This window comes from Burkholderia sp. Bmkn7 (assembly GCF_041103175.1).
In the GTDB taxonomy this organism is placed as follows: Bacteria; Pseudomonadota; Gammaproteobacteria; order Burkholderiales; family Burkholderiaceae; genus Burkholderia; species Burkholderia cepacia.
Genome location: NZ_JBGCUH010000003.1, coordinates 2319401 through 2338488 on the forward strand (window position 1 = coordinate 2319401; position 19088 = coordinate 2338488).

Below are 19088 nucleotides of genomic sequence, written 5' to 3' on the forward strand. Positions count from 1 at the left end.
CCGGCGACTGCGGAAGGACGGTTGCGGGCAACCGTACACGCTGCACCGGCGCGTTGCGCGGCGGCGTTCCGCACGCTCAGGAAAACGCCCCGCCGCCCCGGGTTTTCCAGCACCAACGGCGCTCGCTTGCGAAACATGCCCTTCGGGGAGCCCGGCGCGAGGCGACAGGCCCACGGGCGGTCAGATCGCGCCGGCGTCGCGCAGTGCGGCAATCGCCTGCGCATCGTAGCCGAGGCCGCGCAGCACCTCGTCGGTATGCTCGCCGAGTTCGGGCCCGAGCCAGCGCGTTTCGCCCGGCGTGTCCGACAGCTTCGGCGTGATGTTCGGCAACGGAATGTCGGTGCCGTCGGCCAGCTTGAAGCGCTGGATCATCTGCCGCGCGACGAACTGCGGATCGGTGAACATGTCGGCGGCGCTGTAGATGCGCCCGGCAGGCACGTCAGCCGCGTTGAGCACGACGAGCGCTTCATCGATCGTGCGCGGCGCGAGCCATGCGGCAATCGCGTCGTCGATCTCCTGGGTGCGCGGCACGCGCCCGTCGTTTTGCGCGAGCGCGGGATCGTCGGCGAGGTCGTCGCGCTCGATCGCCTTCATCAGCCGCTTGAAGATCGGGTCGCTGTTGCCGCCGATCACGATGCTGCCGTCGCGGCATGCATACGTGTTCGACGGCACGATACCCGGCAGCGACGCGCCGGTGCGCTCGCGCACCATCCCGTACACGCCGTATTCGGGCACCACGCTTTCCATCATGTTGAAGACGGCTTCATACAGTGCAACGTCGACCACCTGCCCCGCACCGCCGTTGACCTTGCGGTGATGCAATGCCATCAGCGCGCCGATCACGCCATGCAGCGCGGCGATCGAATCGCCGATGGAGATGCCGATGCGCGGCGGCGGCAGGTCGGGATACCCGGTGATGTGGCGCAGCCCGCCCATCGATTCGGCGATCGCGCCGAAACCGGGCCGGTCGCGGTACGGGCCCGTCTGCCCGTAGCCGGACAGGCGCACCATCACGAGGCCCGGGTTCTCGGCCGACAGCACGTCGTAGCCGAGCCCGAGCTTTTCCAGCAGGCCCGGGCGGAAATTCTCGATCACGATGTCGGCCTCGCGCGCGAGTTGCCGTGCAATCGCCTTGCCGGCGTCGGCCTTCAGGTTGAGCGTGACCGATTTCTTGTTGCGCGCCTGCACGGACCACCACAGTGACGTGCCGCCCTGCTCCGGATGGAGCTTGCGCCACTTGCGCAGCGGGTCGCCGCCGTTCGGATCCTCGATCTTGATCACTTCCGCGCCGAATTCGGCGAACAGCCGCGACGCGAACGGCCCCGCGATCAATGTTCCGAATTCGAGCACTTTGACGCCCGCGAGCGGGCCCTGGCTGGTGCTCATGTGTCTCCCTGGCATGAGGAACGGCGCCGCCGACCGGCGGCGCCCGGCTTACATCGTGCGGCGGTCGAGCATCGCGCGGGCGATGGTGCCCGCGTCGACATATTCGAGCTCGCCGCCCACCGGCACGCCACGCGCGAGGCGCGTGACCGCGAGCCCGCGCGCCTTCAGCGTCTGGCCGAGGTAGTGCGCGGTGGCCTCGCCCTCGTTCGTGAAGTTGGTCGCGAGCACGACCTCCTTGACGACCCCGTCGGACGCGCGCCGCACGAGGCGGTCGAAATGGATTTCCTTCGGGCCGATCCCGTCGAGCGGGCTCAGCCGGCCCATCAGCACGAAATACAGCCCGCGGTAAGTCATCGTCTGCTCGAGCATGATCTGGTCGGCAGGCGTCTCGACGACGCACAGCAGCGTCGGATCACGCTCCTCGTCGCTGCAGACCTCGCAGATCTGCGCTTCGGTGAACGTATTGCACTTCTCGCAATGCTGCAGGTGCTCGGTCGCGAACAGCAGCGACCGGCCGAGCCGCTCCGCGCCCTCCCGATCGTGCTGCATCAGGTGGACCGCCATGCGCTGGGCGGATTTCGGCCCGACACCGGGCAGCACGCGCAACGCTTCGACGAGAGCGGACAGGGCGGACGGCTGTTTCATACGGCGACAAAAAGTGGCACGGACGCCGCGTTCAGAACGGCAGCTTGAAGCCCGGGGGCAGCGGCAGGCCGGACGTCATGCCGCTCATCTTTTCCTGCGACGTCGCTTCGGCCTTGCGCACGGCGTCGTTGAACGCAGCCGCAACGAGATCCTCGAGCATGTCCTTGTCGTCCGCGAGCAGGCTCGGGTCGATCGACACGCGACGCACTTCGTTGCGGCACGTCATCGTCACCTTGACGAGGCCGGCGCCCGACTGCCCTTCGACTTCGATCAGTGCAAGCTGCTCCTGCATCTTCTTCATGTTTTCCTGCATTTGCTGCGCTTGCTTCATCAGTCCGGCGAGGTTGCCTTTCAACATGGGAATACTCCTTCTTGATCGTGTGAACACCGGCACGCGGCGCGTGCCGGCCAATGTGTGGGCGTGATTGTGCCTGTCGCGGGGCGCTCAGTTCAATGCAGCGTCGGCGGCGGGCCGTCCGGCGCCGCGTCGGCCAGCGGGCGCACTGAACCCTCGACGATGCGCGCACCGAAGTCGCGCACGAGCTGCTGGACGAACGGATCGCCGTGAATCTCCTGCTCGGCCTCACGCTGGCGCGCCGCGCGCGCAGCCGCATCGAGTGCCGCCGCCGTACGCCGGGCAGGCCCGACCTCGACGGCCACCTCGACCGGCTTGCCGAGCGCATCGGCCAGCGCGGCTTTCAGCTTCGCCACCTGCGCAGCGTCCGCATATTGCGGCACCGGCACTGAAAGTTTCAACGTAGTCGCATCGACGGCCGTCAGCTCGCTGTTGAACGCGAGCTGGTACGCGACGCCCTTGAGCGGCAGCCGCGCGGCCAGCGCCGGCCACTCGCCGTCGAAGCCGACTGGATCGAGCGCGATCGCGGGCGGCAGCGGACGCGTGTCGACCGGAGTGGACGGGCGGGCTTCCGTCGGCTTCGGCGTCACGCGCACATCGTCGGGGCCGCTGTCGAATACCGGCACGAAGCCGTCGTCGGGCGGGCCGCCAAACATCTCGTCGGCACTGAGCGGCACGTATTCGTCGGGCGGGATGTCCTCCCACGGCGGCGGGGCCTGACGCGCATCGGCTGCCTGCGGCACACGGGCCGCCGCGCGCGGCGTCGGTACCTGTACGGCGGCGGGACGCGGCGCGACGGGCTTCTCGGCGGCCGGCTGGGCGGCCGGTTTCGCGGCGGCGCCTGCGCGACCGCGGTCGGACGACACGCGCATCCCCGCATTGCGCAGCACGTCCAGCGCGGCGGCGGCTCCCCCGGAACGCGCTGCCGGACGGGCGGCGGGCTCGGCCGGCGCAGCGCGCGGCACCGGTTCGGCCGGCGCAGCCGGCGTGTCGCTTCGCTGGACAACCGCAGCCGGCGGCTCGGGTTCATCGCGGGCGGGTGTCGGCCTCTCGCTGGCCGGCTCCGCTTGCGGTACTGCGGCCACGCGCGGCTGCGGCGTTTCGACGACCGGCTCATCAACCGGGGCCGGCGCGGATGCGGGGACGGCAGCCGGCTTCTCGGCCGGCTGGTCTGCTTCGCCGCCAGCCGGTGCCGGCGCCGCTGGCGCAGCCGTTGCCGTAGCCTGCGGCCGCGCTGCCTCGACGGGTGCGGCGGATGCCGGCTTCGCCACGGCAGCCGATGCCGCCGCGACGCGCGGACCCGGCACCGCTCGCGGCACGGACGGCTGTCCGCCCGGCGCGCTGCCGGCTGCCACAGCCGGCTCGAACGCGAGCATCCGCAGCAGCGTCATCGTGAAACCGGCGTATTCGTCCGGCGCCAGGCCGAGTTCCGCGCGGCCGACCGTCGCGATCTGATAGAACAACTGGACCTGCTCGGGGCTCAGCGTCTCCGCGAAGCGGCGCAGGTCGCCCGCTTCGGGCCATTCGTCGAGCACCGAGCCTGGCGCGAACTGCGCCCACGCGATCCGGTGCAGCAGGCTCGCGAGATCCTGAAGCGCGGTCGAGAACGACAGGCTGCGCAGCGACATCTCGTCGGCAATCGCAAGGATTTCCGGGCCGCTGCCCGCGGCAAGCGCGTCGAGCAGACGCACCATGTAGGTCTGGTCGAGCGCGCCGAGCATGCCCGACACGGCCGACTCGGTCACCTCGTTTGCCGAATAGGCGATCGCCTGGTCGGTGAGGGACAGCGCGTCACGCATGCTGCCCTGCGCGGCACGCGCGAGCAGGCGCAGCGCCTGCGGCTCGAACGTGATGTGCTCTTCGCCGAGAATCCGTTCGAGATGCGACACGATGTGCCCGGCCGGCATCTGCTTCAGGTTGAACTGCAGGCAGCGCGACAGCACGGTGACGGGAATTTTCTGCGGATCGGTCGTCGCAAGGATGAACTTGACGTGCGGCGGCGGCTCTTCGAGCGTCTTCAGCATCGCGTTGAACGCGTGATTCGTCAGCATGTGCACTTCGTCGATCATGTAGACCTTGAAGCGCGCATCGACGGGCGCGTACACGGCGCGCTCGAGCAGCGCGGCCATTTCATCGACGCCGCGGTTGCTCGCGGCATCCATCTCGACGTAATCGACGAAACGCCCTTCGTCGATCTCGCGACAGGCGCGACACACGCCGCACGGCTGCGACGTGACGCCGGTTTCACAGTTGAGTGCCTTGGCGAAGATCCGCGACAGCGTCGTCTTGCCGACACCGCGGGTTCCGGTAAACAGATAGGCGTGATGGAGACGCCCGCCGTCGAGCGCGTGCGTGAGCGCCCTGACGACGTGCTCCTGGCCGACGAGCGAAGCGAAATCCTTCGGACGCCACTTGCGTGCGAGAACTTGATAGGTCATCGGGAAATTGTATCAGTAACGCTGCGTCGCGCCGACACGCGAAACGGTGCGAAAGACAGGCAACGCGCAGGTAAAACGGCGTGGGGTGCAGAAATAAAAAACGCCCGGCGAACGGGGCGAGAAGGAAGGTGACGAGCCCAACCCTCGGCACTGGCGGAAAACGATTGTGGCTGCTTCGTTCCCGACCTGACCAGGTTCACCGCCCCACCATGCGAGGAGGCCCGTCACGGCATATTCTATCACCGCTTCCGGACGAATGCGACCGTTTGTTCGCACCAATGCGAATATGACCGGGCAAACCGGCGCGCATCGGGTCGCACGACGATCGCCCGCATCGAATTGCCCGCGTCCCCTTGTAATTTGCGGGCCGGCCTCCACCTGCAGGGCACAACGGTCGAACGGCGCGCCGTACCCCTACTCGCGTAGCGGCTACTATCGCCGCCCGCAGCAGATAGCAATTTAGGCTAATATGACGCCCGAACGACCCGCGAGCCGCGGCATGCAGCGCTTACACCCCTCCTGTCCGGAGAGCGGAGTGACCTGCCGCAGCGGCCGGCAGCCAACGGCGGCCGGTACGCCGCAACGCGCAAGCAGGCAGTCCCCGAACCGTAAGAGGTATTGACCCAATGAGCGAACAGATCAAACACATCAGCGACGCATCGTTCGAACAGGACGTCGTCAAGTCCGACAAGCCCGTGCTCGTCGATTTCTGGGCCGAATGGTGCGGCCCGTGCAAGATGATCGCCCCGATCCTCGACGAAGTCGCGAAGGACTACGGCGACAAGCTGCAGATCGCGAAAATCAACGTCGACGACAACCAGGCAACGCCCGCCAAGTTCGGCGTGCGCGGCATCCCGACGCTGATCCTGTTCAAGAATGGCGCGGCCGCCGCGCAGAAGGTCGGCGCGCTGTCGAAGTCGCAGCTCACCGCATTCCTGGACAGCCACCTGTAATACCGGCAGTTCCGCGGACGTGTTGTCAACCGGCAACACGTCCGTCGCCAAGCCGCCGTTCGCTCGCTCAAGCGCGAATCGGCCTATGCTAGAATTAAAAAACGTCTACAAGACGCATTTAAGTCTCTGAGCGCTTCCGCTCGCCCTCCTCCCTTTATTTCTTTCGTCGTCTCCTCCCTGGCGGGTTCTCCGTATGCATTTATCCGAGCTCAAGTCTCTGCACGTGTCCGAACTGATCGAAATGGCCAATGGCCTCGAGATCGAAAACGCGAACCGCCTGCGCAAGCAGGAGTTGATGTTTGCCATTCTTAAAAAGCGCGCCAAGACGGGTGAGACGATCTTCGGTGACGGTACGCTCGAAGTGCTGCCGGACGGTTTCGGCTTCCTGCGCTCGCCGGAAATGTCGTACCTCGCGAGCACCGACGACATCTACATCAGCCCGTCGCAGATCCGCCGCTTCAACCTGCACACCGGCGACACCATCGAAGGTGAAGTCCGCACGCCGAAGGACGGCGAGCGCTACTTCGCGCTGGTGAAGGTCGACAAAGTCAACGGGCAGCCGCCCGAGGCCTCGAAACACAAGATCATGTTCGAGAACCTCACGCCGCTGCACCCGAACAAGCCGCTCTCGCTCGAACGCGAAATGCGCGGCGAAGAGAACGTCACGGGCCGCATCATCGACATGATCGCGCCGATCGGCAAGGGCCAGCGCGGCCTGCTCGTCGCATCGCCGAAGTCGGGCAAGACCGTGATGCTCCAGCACATCGCGCACGCGATCAAGCAGAACCACCCGGACGTGATCCTGTTCGTGCTGCTGATCGACGAGCGTCCTGAAGAAGTGACCGAAATGCAGCGCTCGGTCGCGGGCGAAGTGATCGCCTCGACGTTCGACGAACCGGCCACGCGCCACGTCCAGGTCGCCGAAATGGTGATCGAGAAGGCCAAGCGCCTCGTCGAAATGAAGCACGACGTCGTGATCCTGCTCGACTCGATCACGCGTCTCGCACGTGCATACAACACCGTGATCCCGGCATCGGGCAAGGTGCTGACGGGCGGTGTCGACGCGAACGCACTGCAGCGTCCGAAGCGCTTCTTCGGCGCGGCACGCAACATCGAGGAAGGCGGCTCACTGACGATCATCGGCACCGCACTGATCGAAACCGGCAGCCGCATGGACGACGTGATCTACGAAGAGTTCAAGGGCACCGGCAACATGGAAGTGCACCTCGAGCGCCGCCTCGCGGAAAAGCGCGTCTATCCGTCGATCAACCTGAACAAGTCGGGCACGCGCCGCGAGGAAATGCTGATCAAACCCGAGATCCTCCAGAAGATCTGGGTGCTGCGCAAGTTCATCCACGACATGGACGAGGTCGAGGCAATGGAATTCCTGCTCGACAAGATCCGCCAGACGAAAAGCAACTCCGAGTTCTTCGACCTGATGCGCCGCGGCGGCTAAGCGCCCCCGCCCCGCACCGAACGGCCGCCCGCGCATCCTGCCCGGCGGCCGTTTTTCGGTGCCAACATGAACGTGAACGTACAGGTTGATCTATAATCGCGTCATCACCCCGATCGCATTCCCTCCACGCCCCATGCCGAACGACACCTCCACCCCGCTGCTGACCGTGAGCGACGCCGCGTCGCGACTCGGCGTCACGCCGCGCACGCTGAAGTATTACGAGGAGCGCGGGCTCGTCACGCCGTCGCGCAGCGAGGGCCGCTACCGCCTCTACGACGAAGCCGACCTCGAGCGCTTCGCGCGTATCCTGCGGCTGCGCGCGCTCGGCTTCTCGCTGCACGGCATCACCGAAATGCTGAAGCGCCCGCTGGAAGAAACGGGCGACGGCCGGCGCCGCTACTCGGAAGCGTCGCTGCGCGACATCCGTACCGGGCTCGCCGAGCAGGTCGATACACTCGACCGGCGAATCGCGGCCGTCCAGCGCGAACTGAAGGAAGCCGTCGCGCTGCGCAAGGAACTGCAGCACGACATCGACTACGTCGAGCGGCGTCTTGCCGGCGAAAGCGCCGACACGCTGATCGCGCAGCGGCAGGCCGAAAGCGGCACGCGGCGCGCGCGCAAGGCGCGCGAATGAACGCGATGCCCGGCCGCCCGCCGCTGTGGAGCCGCGCAAACCTGCGCGCGGACCTGTTCCCGTGGGCGCTCGCGCTCGTCACCGGCATCGACTATTTCGACAACGCGGCCTTCTCGTTCTTCGCGAGCTACATCGCGGGCGGCATCAACGCTTCGCCCGACGAACTCGTGTGGTCGTCGAGCGCTTACGCGGTCACGGCCGTGCTCGGCATCCTGCAGCAGCAATGGTGGGTCGACCGGCTCGGCCATCGCCGCTACGTCGCCGGCTGCATGCTGATGTTCTCGTTCGGCGCGATCGCTGCCGCGCTCGCCGACACGTCGCTCGAACTCGCGTTCGCGCGCGGTTTCCAGGGATATTTCATCGGCCCGATGATGGGCGCGTGCCGGATCCTGATCCAGATCAGTTTCAAGCCGCAGGAACGGCCGCCCGCGACACGCGCGTTCCTCGTCATGATCCTGCTCGGCAGCGCGCTCGCGCCGATCGTGGGCGGCCTGCTCGTCGCGCATGCGACATGGCGCGCACTGTTTGCGTGCACGGCGCCGGCCGGCATCGCGTTCGCGATCCTCGCGCTGCTCACGCTGCCCGACTCGGGCCGGACGCCCGACGACGAACGCGGCTCCGGACATTTCTGGCCGTATGTCGTGTTCGCGCTCGCACAAGGTGCGCTGCAGATCGTGCTGCAGCAGGTGCATTACCAGCTCTACAGCGGCTCGCCGATGCTGATCCTGCTGACGATCGCGGGGATCGGCGCGCTCGCGTGGTTCGCGTATCACCAGTGGAACCATCCGACGCCGCTCGTGCGCCTTCACGCGTTCCGCGAACGGACGTTCCAGGTCGGGCTGCTGCTCTACATGTTCTATTACTACGAGTCGACAGGCTTCAGTTACCTGACCTCGCGGCTTCTCGAAGGCGGGCTCGGCTATCCGGTCGAGAACGCCGGGCGGCTCGTCGGCACGATGTCGCTGATTTCGGCCACCGCGCTGTTCGCCTACCTGCGTTACGCGAAATTCGTCACGCACAAGAAGTGGTTCGTCGTGCCGGGGTTCGCGATCGCCATCACGGCCGCGCTGTGGATGACGCGAATGACGCCGCAGGTCGGCGAAGCCGCACTGATCGTCCCGCTGCTGCTGCGTGGGCTGCTCCTGCTCTTCATCGTGCTGCCGGTGGCCAACCTGACGTTCCGGATCTTCGCGATCGACGAATACACGCACGGCTACCGGCTGAAGAACATCGTGCGGCAACTGACGATCTCGTTTGCGACGTCGTCGGTGATCATCGTCGAACAGCACCGCGTGGCCGTGCACCAGACGCGACTCGTCGAGCGCGCGAACGTGTTCGATCCGCTGTTCCAGCAGGCCGTCGATGCGCTGACGCGCAGCTATGCGGCCGCCGGCCACACGCTGAACGACGCGCACGGGCTCGCGATTGCGTCGATCGCGCGCATGGTCGCGCAACAGGCGTCGTTTCTCGCGTCGCTCGACGGCTTTTACTTCCTGGCGGGCGTGGCGCTCGTCGGCGGCCTCTTTGCGGCATGGCAAAAAGAGATCGATTGAGTTAAAAGACAGGCTTTGGATTTCCGCGAGCCGCCTTCATGCTCTCGAAACTGACCCGCTGGTTCGACGACCGCCGCCGCGATCGCGCGCTGCGCAGCCATCCGATCCCCGACGCGCTATGGCAGGACACCGTCGAGCGCCTGCCGTTCCTCGCGGCGCTGTCGCCCGACGCGCTCGGCCGGCTGCGCGAACTGACGAGCCTGTTCGTCGCGAAGAAATCGTTCTCGACCGCGCACGGGCTCGAGCTGACCGACGCGATGATCGTCGCGATCGCCGCGCAGGCCTGCCTGCCCGTGCTGAATCTCGACCTGTCGCTGTACGACGGCTGGGTCGGCGTCGTCGTGTATCCGGGCGAATTCGTGATCCGCAAGACGGTGCAGGACGAGGACGGCGTCGTCCACGAAGTGGAGCAGGACGCGAGCGGCGAGGCCTGGGAAGGCGGCCCCGTGATCCTGTCGTGGGAGGATGCGCAGATGACGGACGGCCGCGACGCGTACAACGTCGTGATCCACGAGTTCGCGCACAAGATCGACATGGTAAACGGCGCAGCCGACGGCTATCCGCCCCTTTTTCGCCGCTGGCACGCGCCGCACCTCGATGCGCAGGCCTGGGCCGACGTGTTCGAGCACGCGTACGACCAGTTCTGCGCGCGCGTCGACGCGGTGCCGGACCGCGCGTGGGCGCGCTTCGAGCGGGAATCGCTGATCGATCCGTATGCGGCCGACCACCCGTCCGAATTCTTCGCGGTGTGCAGCGAAGCGCTGTTCGTACGACCGAAAGCGTTCGAGTCCGAATTTCCGGAGCTGTACCGGCTGCTCGCGCGTTACTACCGGCAGGATCCGGCCGGCACCGGCGCGCTCGACGCACCGTGAAAATAATTCGTCAACCATCTGATTTTCTGGCATAATCGCCGTTTTTCGACCTTAGGCAAGTGGCTCGCGCCGGGCTTGACGTCGGCTGGATCGCGCAACTTTGTGCGGCACGGCACGGCAAGCGGCGGGTTGGCTACCGCTCTCACCAAGGAAAATCATGAAACCTGGCATTCACCCGGATTACCGCGAAGTCGTCTTCCAAGACATGTCGAACGGCTTCAAGTTCATCACGCGCTCGACGATCCAGACGCGTGAAAACATCGAACTCGACGGCAAGACCTACCCGCTCGCCAAGATCGAAGTGTCGTCGGAATCGCACTCGTTCTACACGGGTCAGCAAAAGATCATGGACACGGCCGGCCGTGTCGAGAAGTTCAAGAACAAGTTCGGCGTTCGCGCCAGCGGCAAGGCGAAGTAAGCTTTGCACCGCATCCGGTGGTTGCAACGCACCGGTATCGCACAAAAGGGCAGCCCAGGCTGCCCTTTTTTGTCTCTGCTCGCCGGAAAAGCACCGGCCGGCGTCCGGGCATCGGCCTGACGCGCAACTGCCGGCGCGTCTACAATGCCGGATGCTCGAAACCGGCTCGACCGCGCGCACCCGCGCCGGCCGCCCGCCCATAACAAATCGCTCATCTGCATGAAGCCTGTCGTCCGTCTCACCGCCTCCGCCACGCGTGCGCTGCCGCGCTGGCTGCTGCTTACCCTCTGCTTCGTCTACGCAGCGTTCGGCCTGTTCGGCCGCGACCCGTGGAAGAACGAGGACGCGGCGGGCTTCGGCGTGATGTGGACGATGGCCAAGGGCGGCTGGCACGACTGGCTGCTGCCGAACCTCGTCGGCAAGTTCATCACGACCGACGGGCCGCTCGGCTACTGGCTCGGCGCGCTGTCGATCCGCGGCCTCGGCCCGTGGGTCGATGCGAGCAACGCGTCGCGCGTCGATACCGGCGTGCTGTTCTGCGTCGCGTGCGCGTTCGTCTGGTACGCAGCCTACCTGCTCGGCCGGCGTGCCGAGGTCCAGCCGTTCAAATACGCATTCGGTGGCGAACCCGAGCCGCGCGACTACGGCCGCACGCTCGCCGACGGCGCGCTGCTGGTGCTCGTCGCCTGCTTCGGCCTCGCGGAACGCGGGCACGAAACGACGCCGCAGCTGGCGCAGTTCGCGTGGATCGCCATGCTCGTCTACGGGATCGTCCGCGGCATCGACAAGCCGATGCAGGGCGCGCTGTGGTGGGGTCTCGCGATCGGCCTCGTCGCCCTGTCCGGCAACCCGGTGCTCGTCGTCGCCCTGCTCGCCGGCACGGCCGTGCTGTGGCTCGTCACGCCCGAGATGCGCAACCTGCGCCTGCCGCTGGTCGGCGTACCGCTCGCGGCCGCGATCTTCGCGCTGTGGCCGCTTGCCGCGTTCGTCGCGGCGCCCGACGACGCCGCATGGTTCTTCAACCAGTGGATTCACGGCAGCCTGATGCGCTTTTCCGGCCCGCCGACCGCCGTGCTCGGCTATGCGGCAAAGAACCTGCCGCTGTTCACGTGGCCCGCGTGGCCGCTCGCGATCTGGGCATGGTGGAGCTGGGCCGGCATGCGCCGCCGCGCGCACGTCGCGATTCCGCTGTCGGTCGCCGTGCCGCTCGTCGCGCTCGTGATCCTGCAGAGCCAGCAGTCGAACCGCATGTACATGCTGCTGATGCCGCCGCTGGCGGTGCTCGCGACGTTCGCGCTGCCGACCCTCAAGCGCGGCGCGATCAACGCGATCGACTGGTTCGCGGTGCTGAGCTTCACGATCCTCGGCACCTTCGTGTGGCTCGTGTGGCTCGCGTCGCTCACGGGTTTCCCGCATCCGCTCGCCCGCAACCTCGCGCGGCTCGTGCCCGGCTATGAGCCGCACTTCAAGATCCTGTCGTTCATCTGCGCGGTGATCGCCACGGTGTGCTGGTGCTTCCTCGTGCGCTGGCGCATCTCGCGGCAGCCGAAGGTCCTGTGGCGCAGCGTCGTGCTGTCGGGTGCGGGCACCACGCTGATGTGGGTGCTGCTGATGACGCTGTGGCTGCCGATCGTCAATTATGGCCGGACCTATCGCGACGTCGCGCAGCAGATCGCCGTGCACCTGCCGTCCGACTACGAGTGCATCTCGCCCGTGCGGCTCGGTGACGCGCAGCTCGCGACCTTCGCGTATTTCGGCAACATGCGCTTCGATTTCTCCGGCGACTGCGACGTGATCCTGCGCCAGGACCGCGCGGACTTCGGCGAGCCGAGCTCGATGTCGCAATACGTGTGGCGTCTCGTGTGGGAGGGCCGCCGCGTCGCCGACCGCGACGAGCGCTTCCGCCTGTACGAGCGCATCGAACGGCCGAAGACGCCCGTCAAGCGGCGTCCGCCGCGCCGTCAGCCGGCCGACTGACGATGTTCGGCGACATCCGCCGGATCGTCGGTCTCGCGTGGCCGGTGCTCGTCGGCCAGCTCGCGATCATCGCGTTCGGCGTGATCGACACCGCGATGGTCGGCCGCTACTCGGCCGTCGATCTGGCCGCGCTCGGGCTCGGCTCGTCGATCTACGTGTCGATCTACATCGGCCTGACGGGCATCCTGTCCGCGCTGCAGCCGATCACCGGGCAACTGTACGGCGCGCGACGCTATGCCGAAATCGGCGAGGAAGTGCGCCAGGCCCTGTGGCTCGCGCTGCTGCTCGCGGTGCCCGGCTTTCTCCTGCTGCATTTTCCCGAGCCGCTGCTGCGCGTCGCGCACGCACCCGCCGCGCTGCACGACCGCACCGTCGACTACCTGCGCATCCTGTCGTACGGGCTGCCCGCCAGCCTCGTCTTCCGCATCTACAACGCGCTGACCAACGCGGCCGGCAAGCCGCGCCTCGCGATGATCCTGCAGATCGGCGCGCTGGTGCTCAAGTTTCCGCTCAACGTGTGGTTCATCTTCGGCGGGTTCGGCGTACCGGCCCTCGGCGGCCCCGGCTGCGGGCTCGCGAGCACGCTGATCAACTGGGCGCTCGCGCTGATCGGCTACACGCTGCTCGCGAAGCTCGACGTGTTCGCGCCGCTCGCGATCTTCTCGCGCTTCTGCTGGCCGGTGTGGGAACGCCAGAAGGCGATCCTGAAACTCGGCGTGCCGATGGGCCTGTCGTACCTGATCGAGGTCACGTCGTACACGTGCATGGCGCTGTTCATCGCGCAATTCGGCACGACGACGCTCGCCGGCCACCAGATCGCCGGCAACATCGGCGCGGTGCTGTACATGACCCCGCTGTCGATCGGCGTGGCGGCATCGACGCTGGTCGCGCGCGCGCTCGGCGCCGGACGGCCCGAAGAAGCCCGGCTGCTCGGCCGGCACAGCGTGATCTTCGCGTGCGGCATTGCCGCGACATACGGCCTGCTCGTGTTCGTGCTGCGACCGCTGATCATCGGCGGCTATACGCCGAACCCGGCCGTCGCCGCGGCCGCGATGCCGCTCGTCGCGATCGTCGCGTGCTATCACGTCTTCGATGCGCTGCAGGTCACGTCGGCGTTCGTGCTGCGGGCCTACAAGGTCGCGGTCGTGCCGACCGTGATCTATGCGGTCGCGCTGTGGGGCGTCGGGCTCAGCGGCGGCTACGTGCTCGGCTTCGACGTGGGCGGCATCGCGCCCGCGTGGCTGACCGGCGCGCGCGGCTTCTGGTTCGCGAACACGGTCAGCCTGATGCTCGCGGGCGCCGGGCTCGTGTTGTACCTGCGCCGGGTGAGTCGCGCGCACGCCCCGGCGCCGGCCTGACGCGCCGCCCTCTACCTGTCCTCCAGCACGTCGGCCGCATGGTATGACGACCGCACGAGCGGGCCGGCGACGACTTCCCTGAAACCCAGCGCCAGCGCGTCGTCGCGCCACGCGGCGAATGCCTCCGGGCTCACGTAGCGTCGCACCGGCAGGTGGTGCGCCGACGGCGCCAGATACTGGCCGAGCGTCAGCACGTCGACTTCGTGCGCGCGCAGGTCGCGCAGCGTGTCGCGCACCTCGTCGTCGCGCTCGCCGAGCCCGAGCATCAGTCCCGACTTCGTCACGAGCGTCGGCCGCGCGGCCTTCGCCTGCGCGAGCAATTCGAGCGAGCCGCGATACTCGGCGCCCGGCCGCGCCGCGCGATACAGCGACGGCACCGTCTCGATGTTGTGGTTGAACACGTCGGGCCAGGCCGTCGACAGCGCATCGAGCGCACGGGACACGCGGCCGCGGAAGTCCGGCGTCAGCACTTCGACGCCGATGCCCGGCACGCTCGCGCGCACCGCCGCGATGCACGCGGCGAAATGCGCGGCACCGCCGTCGCGCAAGTCGTCGCGGTCGACCGACGTGATCACGACGTAGCGCAGCCCGAGCGCCGCGGCCGCGTCGGCCAGCCGCGCCGGCTCGTCGGGATCGAGCGGCTCGGGACGACCGTGCGCGACGTCGCAGAACGGGCAGCGCCGCGTGCACAGGCCGCCCATGATCATGAAGGTCGCGGTGCGCTGCGCGAAGCACTCGCCGATGTTCGGGCACATCGCCTCCTCGCAGACGGAATGCAGCCGATGGTCGCGCAGCACGGCAGCCACGTCGGCCACCGCCGCGCTCATCATCGGCCGCGCGCGCAGCCACGGCGGCTTCGGCAACGCCGCGCCGGCCGCGGGCTCGACGCGCACCGGAATGCGCGCGAGCTTGTCGCGGCTTCTCGCGCCCGGCTGGCCGAGCGCCGTGAGGCTGGGTCGTTCGAGCGCGGCGGCCATCGTCAGTCTCCGAGGAACGCGACGATCAGGCGGTTCACGTCGGCGGCCGCCTCCATCTGCACCATGTGCCCGCTGCCGGCGATCACTTCGGCACGCACGCCGTCAGGCAAACCCTGCGCGTGATGCGCCGGGATCACCTGGTCGCGCTCGCCCCAGATCACGAGCGTGCGCGGTGCAAGCGTCACGAGCCGGTCGCGGAACACACGCCGCTGTGCGGCGCCGTCGAACGCCGCGTTCGCGATCTTCTCGAGCGCGGCCTGCACGCCTTCGAGCCGCTTGTACTTGACGAGATCCTCGACGAGCTGCCGCGTGACCAGCGCGTTGTCCGCGAACAGCGCACCGAGGTGCGGCTTCAGCGTGTTGCGGCTGTTGCCGGCGACGAAACCGTCGATGTAAGCGCGGTTGATGTCGGTGCCGAGCCCCGCGCTCGCGATCAGCGTCAGCGACGCGACACGTTGCGGCGCGCGTTCCGCTGCCGCCATCGCAACCGCGCCGCCCATCGAATGGCCGATCAGGTGTGCCTGGTCGATGCCCTTCGCATCGAGCAGCGCGAGCACCGCGTCGGCGAGTTCGTCGAGGCTGCCCGTCTCGACCGCCTTGCCCGATTCGCCATGGCCGGGCAGGTCCAGTGCCCACACGGGCCGGTGCGCGGCGAGATCCGCGTGATTGAACAACCAGTTGTTCAGGTCGCCGCCGAAGCCGTGAATCAGCACGGCGGGTGTGCCGGTGCCTTCGCCGAGCTTCAGGAAGCGCACCGTCCGGCCGCCGATCTGCGCCTTCTCGGGTTGCGGGCCGGCCGCTTCGTCGGAGGCCGCGCTCGGCACGAAATCGCGCTGGAAATCGGCGATCGCCGCGTCGATGTCCGCATCGCTCGCATCGGCCGCCGCGACGACGCCGAGCAGCGCGCCGACCGGCAGCGTCTCGCCTTCCTGCGCGACCTGCCGGCGCAGCGTGCCGTCGAACGCGCATTCGACGCCCGACGAGATCTTGTCGGTCTCGACGTCGAGCACCTCGTCGCCCTTCGTCACGCGTTCGCCGATCGTCTTCAACCAGCCGTTGACCTGCCCCTGCTCCATCGACAGCCCCCACTTGGGCATCGTGATCATGTGAATCGACATCGTGTCAGCTCCTCGTCTTCAGGACCGCCTGCGCAATCGCATCGGCGGACGGGATATACAGGTCTTCCAGCACGCTCGCGAACGGCGCGGGCGTGTGCGGCGCGGTCACGAGCTCGATCGGCGCCTTCAGCGCATGGAACGCGCGCTGCGCGACGAGCGCGGCAATGTCGGTCGCGATCGAGCAGCGCGGGTTCGCTTCGTCGACGACCACGACGCGCCCGGTGCGCTCCGCGCTTTCGAGGATCGTTTCCTCGTCGAGCGGCGACGTCGTGCGCAGATCGATCACGTCGACCTGAATGCCGTCCTTCGCGAGCTTCGCGGCCGCGTCCATCGCGAGATGCACCATCCGGCCGTACGTGACGATCGTCGCGTCGTCGCCGTCGCGCATCACGTTTGCCTCGCCGAACGGAATCGCATAGGACTCCTCCGGCACGTCGCCTTCGCGGGTATAGAGCAGCTTGTGTTCGAGGAAGATCACGGGATCGTTGTCGCGGATCGCCTGGATCAGCAGCCCCTTCGCGTCGTACGGCGTCGACGGGCACACGACCTTCAGCCCCGGGATGTGCGTGAACAGCGACGTGAGCATCTGCGAGTGCTGCGCGGCCGCGCGCAGTCCGGCGCCGTACATCGCGCGGATCACGACCGGCGTCACGGCCTTGCCGCCGAACATGTAGCGGAACTTGGCGGCCTGGTTGAAGATCTGGTCGAAGCACACGCCCATGAAGTCGATGAACATCAGCTCCGCGACGGGCCGCATCCCGCATGCGGCCGCACCGACCGCCGCGCCGATGTAGCCGCCCTCCGACAGCGGCGTATCGAGCACGCGGCCCGGAAACTTGTGGAACAGCCCCTTCGTCACGCCGAGCACGCCGCCCCACGCGTCGTCCTCGCCCGGCGCGCCCGCGCCGCCTGCATTGTCCTCGCCCATCACGATCACGCTGTCGTCGCGCGCCATTTCCTGCGCGAGCGCCTCGTTGATCGCCTGCGAATAAGTAATCTTCCTTGCCATGTCTGTCTCCTGGAATGTTCGGTTCGCCGTGTCGGCCGCGGTGTCAGGCCGCGCTCACGGGTACGACACGTAGACGTCGGTCAGCAGGTCGGCTGCGTCGGGCAGCGGCGCGGCCTTGGCCTGCGCGACCGCGTCGTCGATCAGCGCCTTCACCTGGGCATCGACCGCGCGCAGATCGGCGGTCGTCAACGCTTCGGCCCGCACGACGCGCGTCTCGAAATGCTTCAGGCAGTCCTTCTCGTCGCGCAGCTTCTGCACCTCGCCGGGTGCGCGATAGGTCTGCGCGTCGCCTTCGAAGTGGCCGAAATAGCGCGTGAACTTCACCTCGACGAGCGTCGGGCCACCGCCGTTGCGCGCGCGCTCGACCGCTTCGCCGAGCGCTTCGTGCACCGCGAAGAAATCGAAGCCGTCGACGATCACGCCCGGCATCCCGAACCCGTTCGCGCGATCGGCGATGTTGTCGGTCGCGACCGACCAGCTCGACGACGTCGCTTCCGCGTAGCCGTTGTTTTCGGCGACGAAGATCGCGGGCAGCCGCCACACCGACGCGAGGTTCATCGATTCGAAGATCACGCCCTGGTTCGACGCGCCGTCGCCGAAGAAGCACACGCCGACGCCGCCCGTCTTCTTGTGCTTCGCCGCGAGCGCGGCGCCGCACACGAGCGGGCCGCCCGCGCCGACGATCCCGTTGGCGCCGAGCATCCCCATCGACAGGTCGGCGATGTGCATCGAGCCGCCCTTGCCGTGGCAGACGCCGGTTTTCTTGCCGTAGATCTCGGCCATCATCCCGTGCACGTCGACGCCCTTCGCGATGCAATGGCCGTGGCCACGGTGCGTGGTCGCGACGTAGTCGTCGAGGCCGAGGTGCAGTATCGTGCCGACCGCGGACGCCTCCTCGCCCGCGTACAGGTGAACGAAGCCGGGGATCTCGCCGGTCGCGAATTCGACGTGCAGGCGTTCCTCGAATTCGCGGATCGTGCGCATCAGCCGATAGGCGTCCAGCAGCTTGTCCCTGCTGAGCTGTGTCGAAACGGTCATGTGTGTCTCCTGGGTAGGTCTGACTGCGAATGCCGCCGCGGCGATGCCGTGGCGACGGATTGCACGGCCTGCGGCCGTCAGTGGAACGTGAAGCCGCCGTCGACGTTCACGGCCTGGCCCGTCACGTTGTCCATCGTCGCGAAGAACAGCGCGAGCCGGCCCATGTCTTCCGGTGTCTGCGCGCGGCCCTGCGGGATCAGCGTCAACTGGTGCCGCTGCCACGATTCCTCGACCGTTTCGCCGTCGGCCTTCCATTCGTCGGACAGCCGGTCCCACATATAGGTACGGACGATGCCGGGGCAGATCGCGTTGACGGTCACGCCGTCGCGCGCAAGCTCCTTCGCAAGCGCGTTCGTGAAGCCGACGACCGCGAATTTCGATGCGCTGTAGTGCGCGAGATTCGGAAAGCCTTCCTTGCCGGCGATCGACGCGACGTTGATGATCCGGCCGCGGCCCTGCGCCTTCAGGTGCGCGAGCGCCGCGCGGCAGCCGAGGAAGGTGCCCTTCGCGTTCACGTCCATCACGACATCCCAGTCGCGCTCGGTCAGTTCGGCGACCGGATGAATGCTGATCACGCCCGCGCAATTCACGAGGATGTCGAGCCGGCCGAGCTCGGCGAGCGCCTGCGCGACCATCGCGTCGACCTGCTCGGCCTGCGTGACGTCGACCTTCGCGACCGCCGCCCGCCGGCCGAGCGCGCGTACCTCGCGCGCGGTGGCGTCGAGCGCGTCGTCGAGCAGGTCGGCCAGCAGGATGTCGGCGCCCGCGCCGGCAAGCGTCAGCGCAATGCCGCGGCCGATGCCGCGCGCGCCGCCCGTGACGATGGCGACCTGTCCTTCGAGTGAAGCCGTCATGGCAATGTCTCCTTGAGGATCGTTATGGATGTCGAAATGTCATGCGA

17 protein-coding genes and 1 other RNA gene are annotated in these 19088 nt (G+C 67.5%); 8 read left to right on the plus strand and 10 right to left on the minus strand.

All coding sequences use genetic code 11. The features are described 5' to 3' along the window. Positions 1 to 180: 180 nt before the first annotated feature. From AB3K92_RS32320 to ffs, 5 genes are all read right to left on the minus strand, one after another. A complete protein-coding gene (locus AB3K92_RS32320; RefSeq protein ID WP_027787226.1) occupies positions 181 to 1386 on the minus strand; it encodes a CaiB/BaiF CoA-transferase family protein in 1206 nt (401 codons plus the stop codon). A 48-nt stretch (positions 1387 to 1434) separates the two neighbouring features. Then, a complete protein-coding gene (gene recR / locus AB3K92_RS32325) occupies positions 1435 to 2031 on the minus strand; it encodes a recombination mediator RecR (protein ID WP_006478665.1) in 597 nt (198 codons plus the stop codon). Positions 2032 to 2062: 31 nt separating this feature from the next. Then, positions 2063 to 2389, minus strand: a complete 327-nt coding sequence (locus AB3K92_RS32330; RefSeq protein WP_006482124.1) for a YbaB/EbfC family nucleoid-associated protein — start codon at positions 2387 to 2389, stop codon at positions 2063 to 2065. A gap of 92 nt (positions 2390 to 2481) precedes the next feature. Then, positions 2482 to 4824 carry a DNA polymerase III subunit gamma/tau gene (locus AB3K92_RS32335; RefSeq protein WP_175851331.1) on the minus strand — a complete coding sequence of 781 codons (2343 nt, stop codon included), beginning with the start codon at positions 4822 to 4824 and terminating at the stop codon, positions 2482 to 2484. A gap of 127 nt (positions 4825 to 4951) precedes the next feature. Further along, positions 4952 to 5050: signal recognition particle sRNA small type (ffs, locus tag AB3K92_RS32340), an RNA gene on the minus strand. Positions 5051 to 5450: 400 nt separating this feature from the next. Between ffs and trxA the strand changes: the two genes are divergently transcribed. The 8 genes from trxA to AB3K92_RS32380 all read left to right on the plus strand — a co-directional run bounded on the left by trxA (position 5451) and on the right by AB3K92_RS32380 (position 14045). Beyond that, positions 5451 to 5777, plus strand: coding sequence for a thioredoxin TrxA (gene trxA / locus AB3K92_RS32345; protein WP_006402348.1), 327 nt, complete (start codon positions 5451 to 5453; stop codon positions 5775 to 5777). A 193-nt stretch (positions 5778 to 5970) separates the two neighbouring features. Further along, positions 5971 to 7233: a transcription termination factor Rho gene (gene rho, locus AB3K92_RS32350; RefSeq protein ID WP_006478662.1), complete on the plus strand. Its 1263-nt coding sequence runs from the start codon at positions 5971 to 5973 to the stop codon at positions 7231 to 7233. Positions 7234 to 7366: 133 nt separating this feature from the next. Continuing rightward, the gene (locus AB3K92_RS32355) at positions 7367 to 7867 is read left to right on the plus strand and encodes a MerR family transcriptional regulator (RefSeq protein ID WP_059553313.1); all 501 of its coding nucleotides are present in this window, start codon (positions 7367 to 7369) and stop codon (positions 7865 to 7867) included. Next, a complete protein-coding gene (locus tag AB3K92_RS32360) occupies positions 7864 to 9420 on the plus strand; it encodes an MFS transporter (protein WP_369466580.1) in 1557 nt (518 codons plus the stop codon). Before AB3K92_RS32355 ends, AB3K92_RS32360 begins: the two co-directional genes overlap by 4 nt. Positions 9421 to 9458: 38 nt before the next feature. After that, positions 9459 to 10292, plus strand: a complete 834-nt coding sequence (locus AB3K92_RS32365) for a zinc-dependent peptidase (RefSeq protein ID WP_021156485.1) — start codon at positions 9459 to 9461, stop codon at positions 10290 to 10292. 157 nt (positions 10293 to 10449) lie between these two features. Next, complete coding sequence (locus AB3K92_RS32370; RefSeq protein ID WP_021156486.1) at positions 10450 to 10710, plus strand: type B 50S ribosomal protein L31; 261 nt, start codon at positions 10450 to 10452, stop codon at positions 10708 to 10710. Between the two features lie 144 nt (positions 10711 to 10854). Next, positions 10855 to 12687 (plus strand): glycosyltransferase family 39 protein, encoded by a 1833-nt coding sequence (locus AB3K92_RS32375; RefSeq protein ID WP_104766265.1) that lies wholly within the window; start codon positions 10855 to 10857, stop codon positions 12685 to 12687. 2 nt (positions 12688 to 12689) lie between these two features. Further along, entirely contained in the window at positions 12690 to 14045 is a 1356-nt protein-coding gene (locus AB3K92_RS32380; RefSeq protein ID WP_048021078.1) for an MATE family efflux transporter, read from the plus strand. Between the two features lie 11 nt (positions 14046 to 14056). Here the strand turns inward: AB3K92_RS32380 and lipA are convergent, their stop codons facing one another. The 5 genes from lipA to AB3K92_RS32405 all read right to left on the minus strand — a co-directional run bounded on the left by lipA (position 14057) and on the right by AB3K92_RS32405 (position 19041). Beyond that, on the minus strand, positions 14057 to 15022 hold the full coding sequence (lipA, locus tag AB3K92_RS32385; RefSeq protein ID WP_369466581.1) for a lipoyl synthase: 966 nt from the start codon (positions 15020 to 15022) through the stop codon (positions 14057 to 14059). Positions 15023 to 15024: 2 nt separating this feature from the next. Beyond that, positions 15025 to 16140 (minus strand): acetoin dehydrogenase dihydrolipoyllysine-residue acetyltransferase subunit, encoded by a 1116-nt coding sequence (locus tag AB3K92_RS32390; RefSeq protein WP_048021075.1) that lies wholly within the window; start codon positions 16138 to 16140, stop codon positions 15025 to 15027. Between the two features lie 4 nt (positions 16141 to 16144). Beyond that, positions 16145 to 17149 (minus strand): alpha-ketoacid dehydrogenase subunit beta, encoded by a 1005-nt coding sequence (locus AB3K92_RS32395; protein WP_048021073.1) that lies wholly within the window; start codon positions 17147 to 17149, stop codon positions 16145 to 16147. 54 nt (positions 17150 to 17203) lie between these two features. Further along, positions 17204 to 18187: a thiamine pyrophosphate-dependent dehydrogenase E1 component subunit alpha gene (locus AB3K92_RS32400; RefSeq protein ID WP_021156490.1), complete on the minus strand. Its 984-nt coding sequence runs from the start codon at positions 18185 to 18187 to the stop codon at positions 17204 to 17206. Positions 18188 to 18264: 77 nt separating this feature from the next. Next, positions 18265 to 19041: an SDR family NAD(P)-dependent oxidoreductase gene (locus AB3K92_RS32405; RefSeq protein WP_048021071.1), complete on the minus strand. Its 777-nt coding sequence runs from the start codon at positions 19039 to 19041 to the stop codon at positions 18265 to 18267. Positions 19042 to 19088: the final 47 nt, after the last annotated feature.

Bases quoted from the DNA above. Each gene is read 5' to 3' on its own strand.
- AB3K92_RS32320 (WP_027787226.1), bottom strand. From the start codon at position 1,386: ATGAGCACCAGCCAGGGCCCGCTCGCGGGCGTCAAAGTGCTCGAATTC.
- recR (WP_006478665.1), bottom strand. From the start codon at position 2,031: ATGAAACAGCCGTCCGCCCTGTCCGCTCTCGTCGAAGCGTTGCGCGTG.
- AB3K92_RS32330 (WP_006482124.1), bottom strand. From the start codon at position 2,389: ATGTTGAAAGGCAACCTCGCCGGACTGATGAAGCAAGCGCAGCAAATG.
- AB3K92_RS32335 (WP_175851331.1), bottom strand. From the start codon at position 4,824: ATGACCTATCAAGTTCTCGCACGCAAGTGGCGTCCGAAGGATTTCGCT.
- trxA (WP_006402348.1), top strand. From the start codon at position 5,451: ATGAGCGAACAGATCAAACACATCAGCGACGCATCGTTCGAACAGGAC.
- rho (WP_006478662.1), top strand. From the start codon at position 5,971: ATGCATTTATCCGAGCTCAAGTCTCTGCACGTGTCCGAACTGATCGAA.
- AB3K92_RS32355 (WP_059553313.1), top strand. From the start codon at position 7,367: ATGCCGAACGACACCTCCACCCCGCTGCTGACCGTGAGCGACGCCGCG.
- AB3K92_RS32360 (WP_369466580.1), top strand. From the start codon at position 7,864: ATGAACGCGATGCCCGGCCGCCCGCCGCTGTGGAGCCGCGCAAACCTG.
- AB3K92_RS32365 (WP_021156485.1), top strand. From the start codon at position 9,459: ATGCTCTCGAAACTGACCCGCTGGTTCGACGACCGCCGCCGCGATCGC.
- AB3K92_RS32370 (WP_021156486.1), top strand. From the start codon at position 10,450: ATGAAACCTGGCATTCACCCGGATTACCGCGAAGTCGTCTTCCAAGAC.
- AB3K92_RS32375 (WP_104766265.1), top strand. From the start codon at position 10,855: ATGCCGGATGCTCGAAACCGGCTCGACCGCGCGCACCCGCGCCGGCCG.
- AB3K92_RS32380 (WP_048021078.1), top strand. From the start codon at position 12,690: ATGTTCGGCGACATCCGCCGGATCGTCGGTCTCGCGTGGCCGGTGCTC.
- lipA (WP_369466581.1), bottom strand. From the start codon at position 15,022: ATGGCCGCCGCGCTCGAACGACCCAGCCTCACGGCGCTCGGCCAGCCG.
- AB3K92_RS32390 (WP_048021075.1), bottom strand. From the start codon at position 16,140: ATGTCGATTCACATGATCACGATGCCCAAGTGGGGGCTGTCGATGGAG.
- AB3K92_RS32395 (WP_048021073.1), bottom strand. From the start codon at position 17,149: ATGGCAAGGAAGATTACTTATTCGCAGGCGATCAACGAGGCGCTCGCG.
- AB3K92_RS32400 (WP_021156490.1), bottom strand. From the start codon at position 18,187: ATGACCGTTTCGACACAGCTCAGCAGGGACAAGCTGCTGGACGCCTAT.
- AB3K92_RS32405 (WP_048021071.1), bottom strand. From the start codon at position 19,041: ATGACGGCTTCACTCGAAGGACAGGTCGCCATCGTCACGGGCGGCGCG.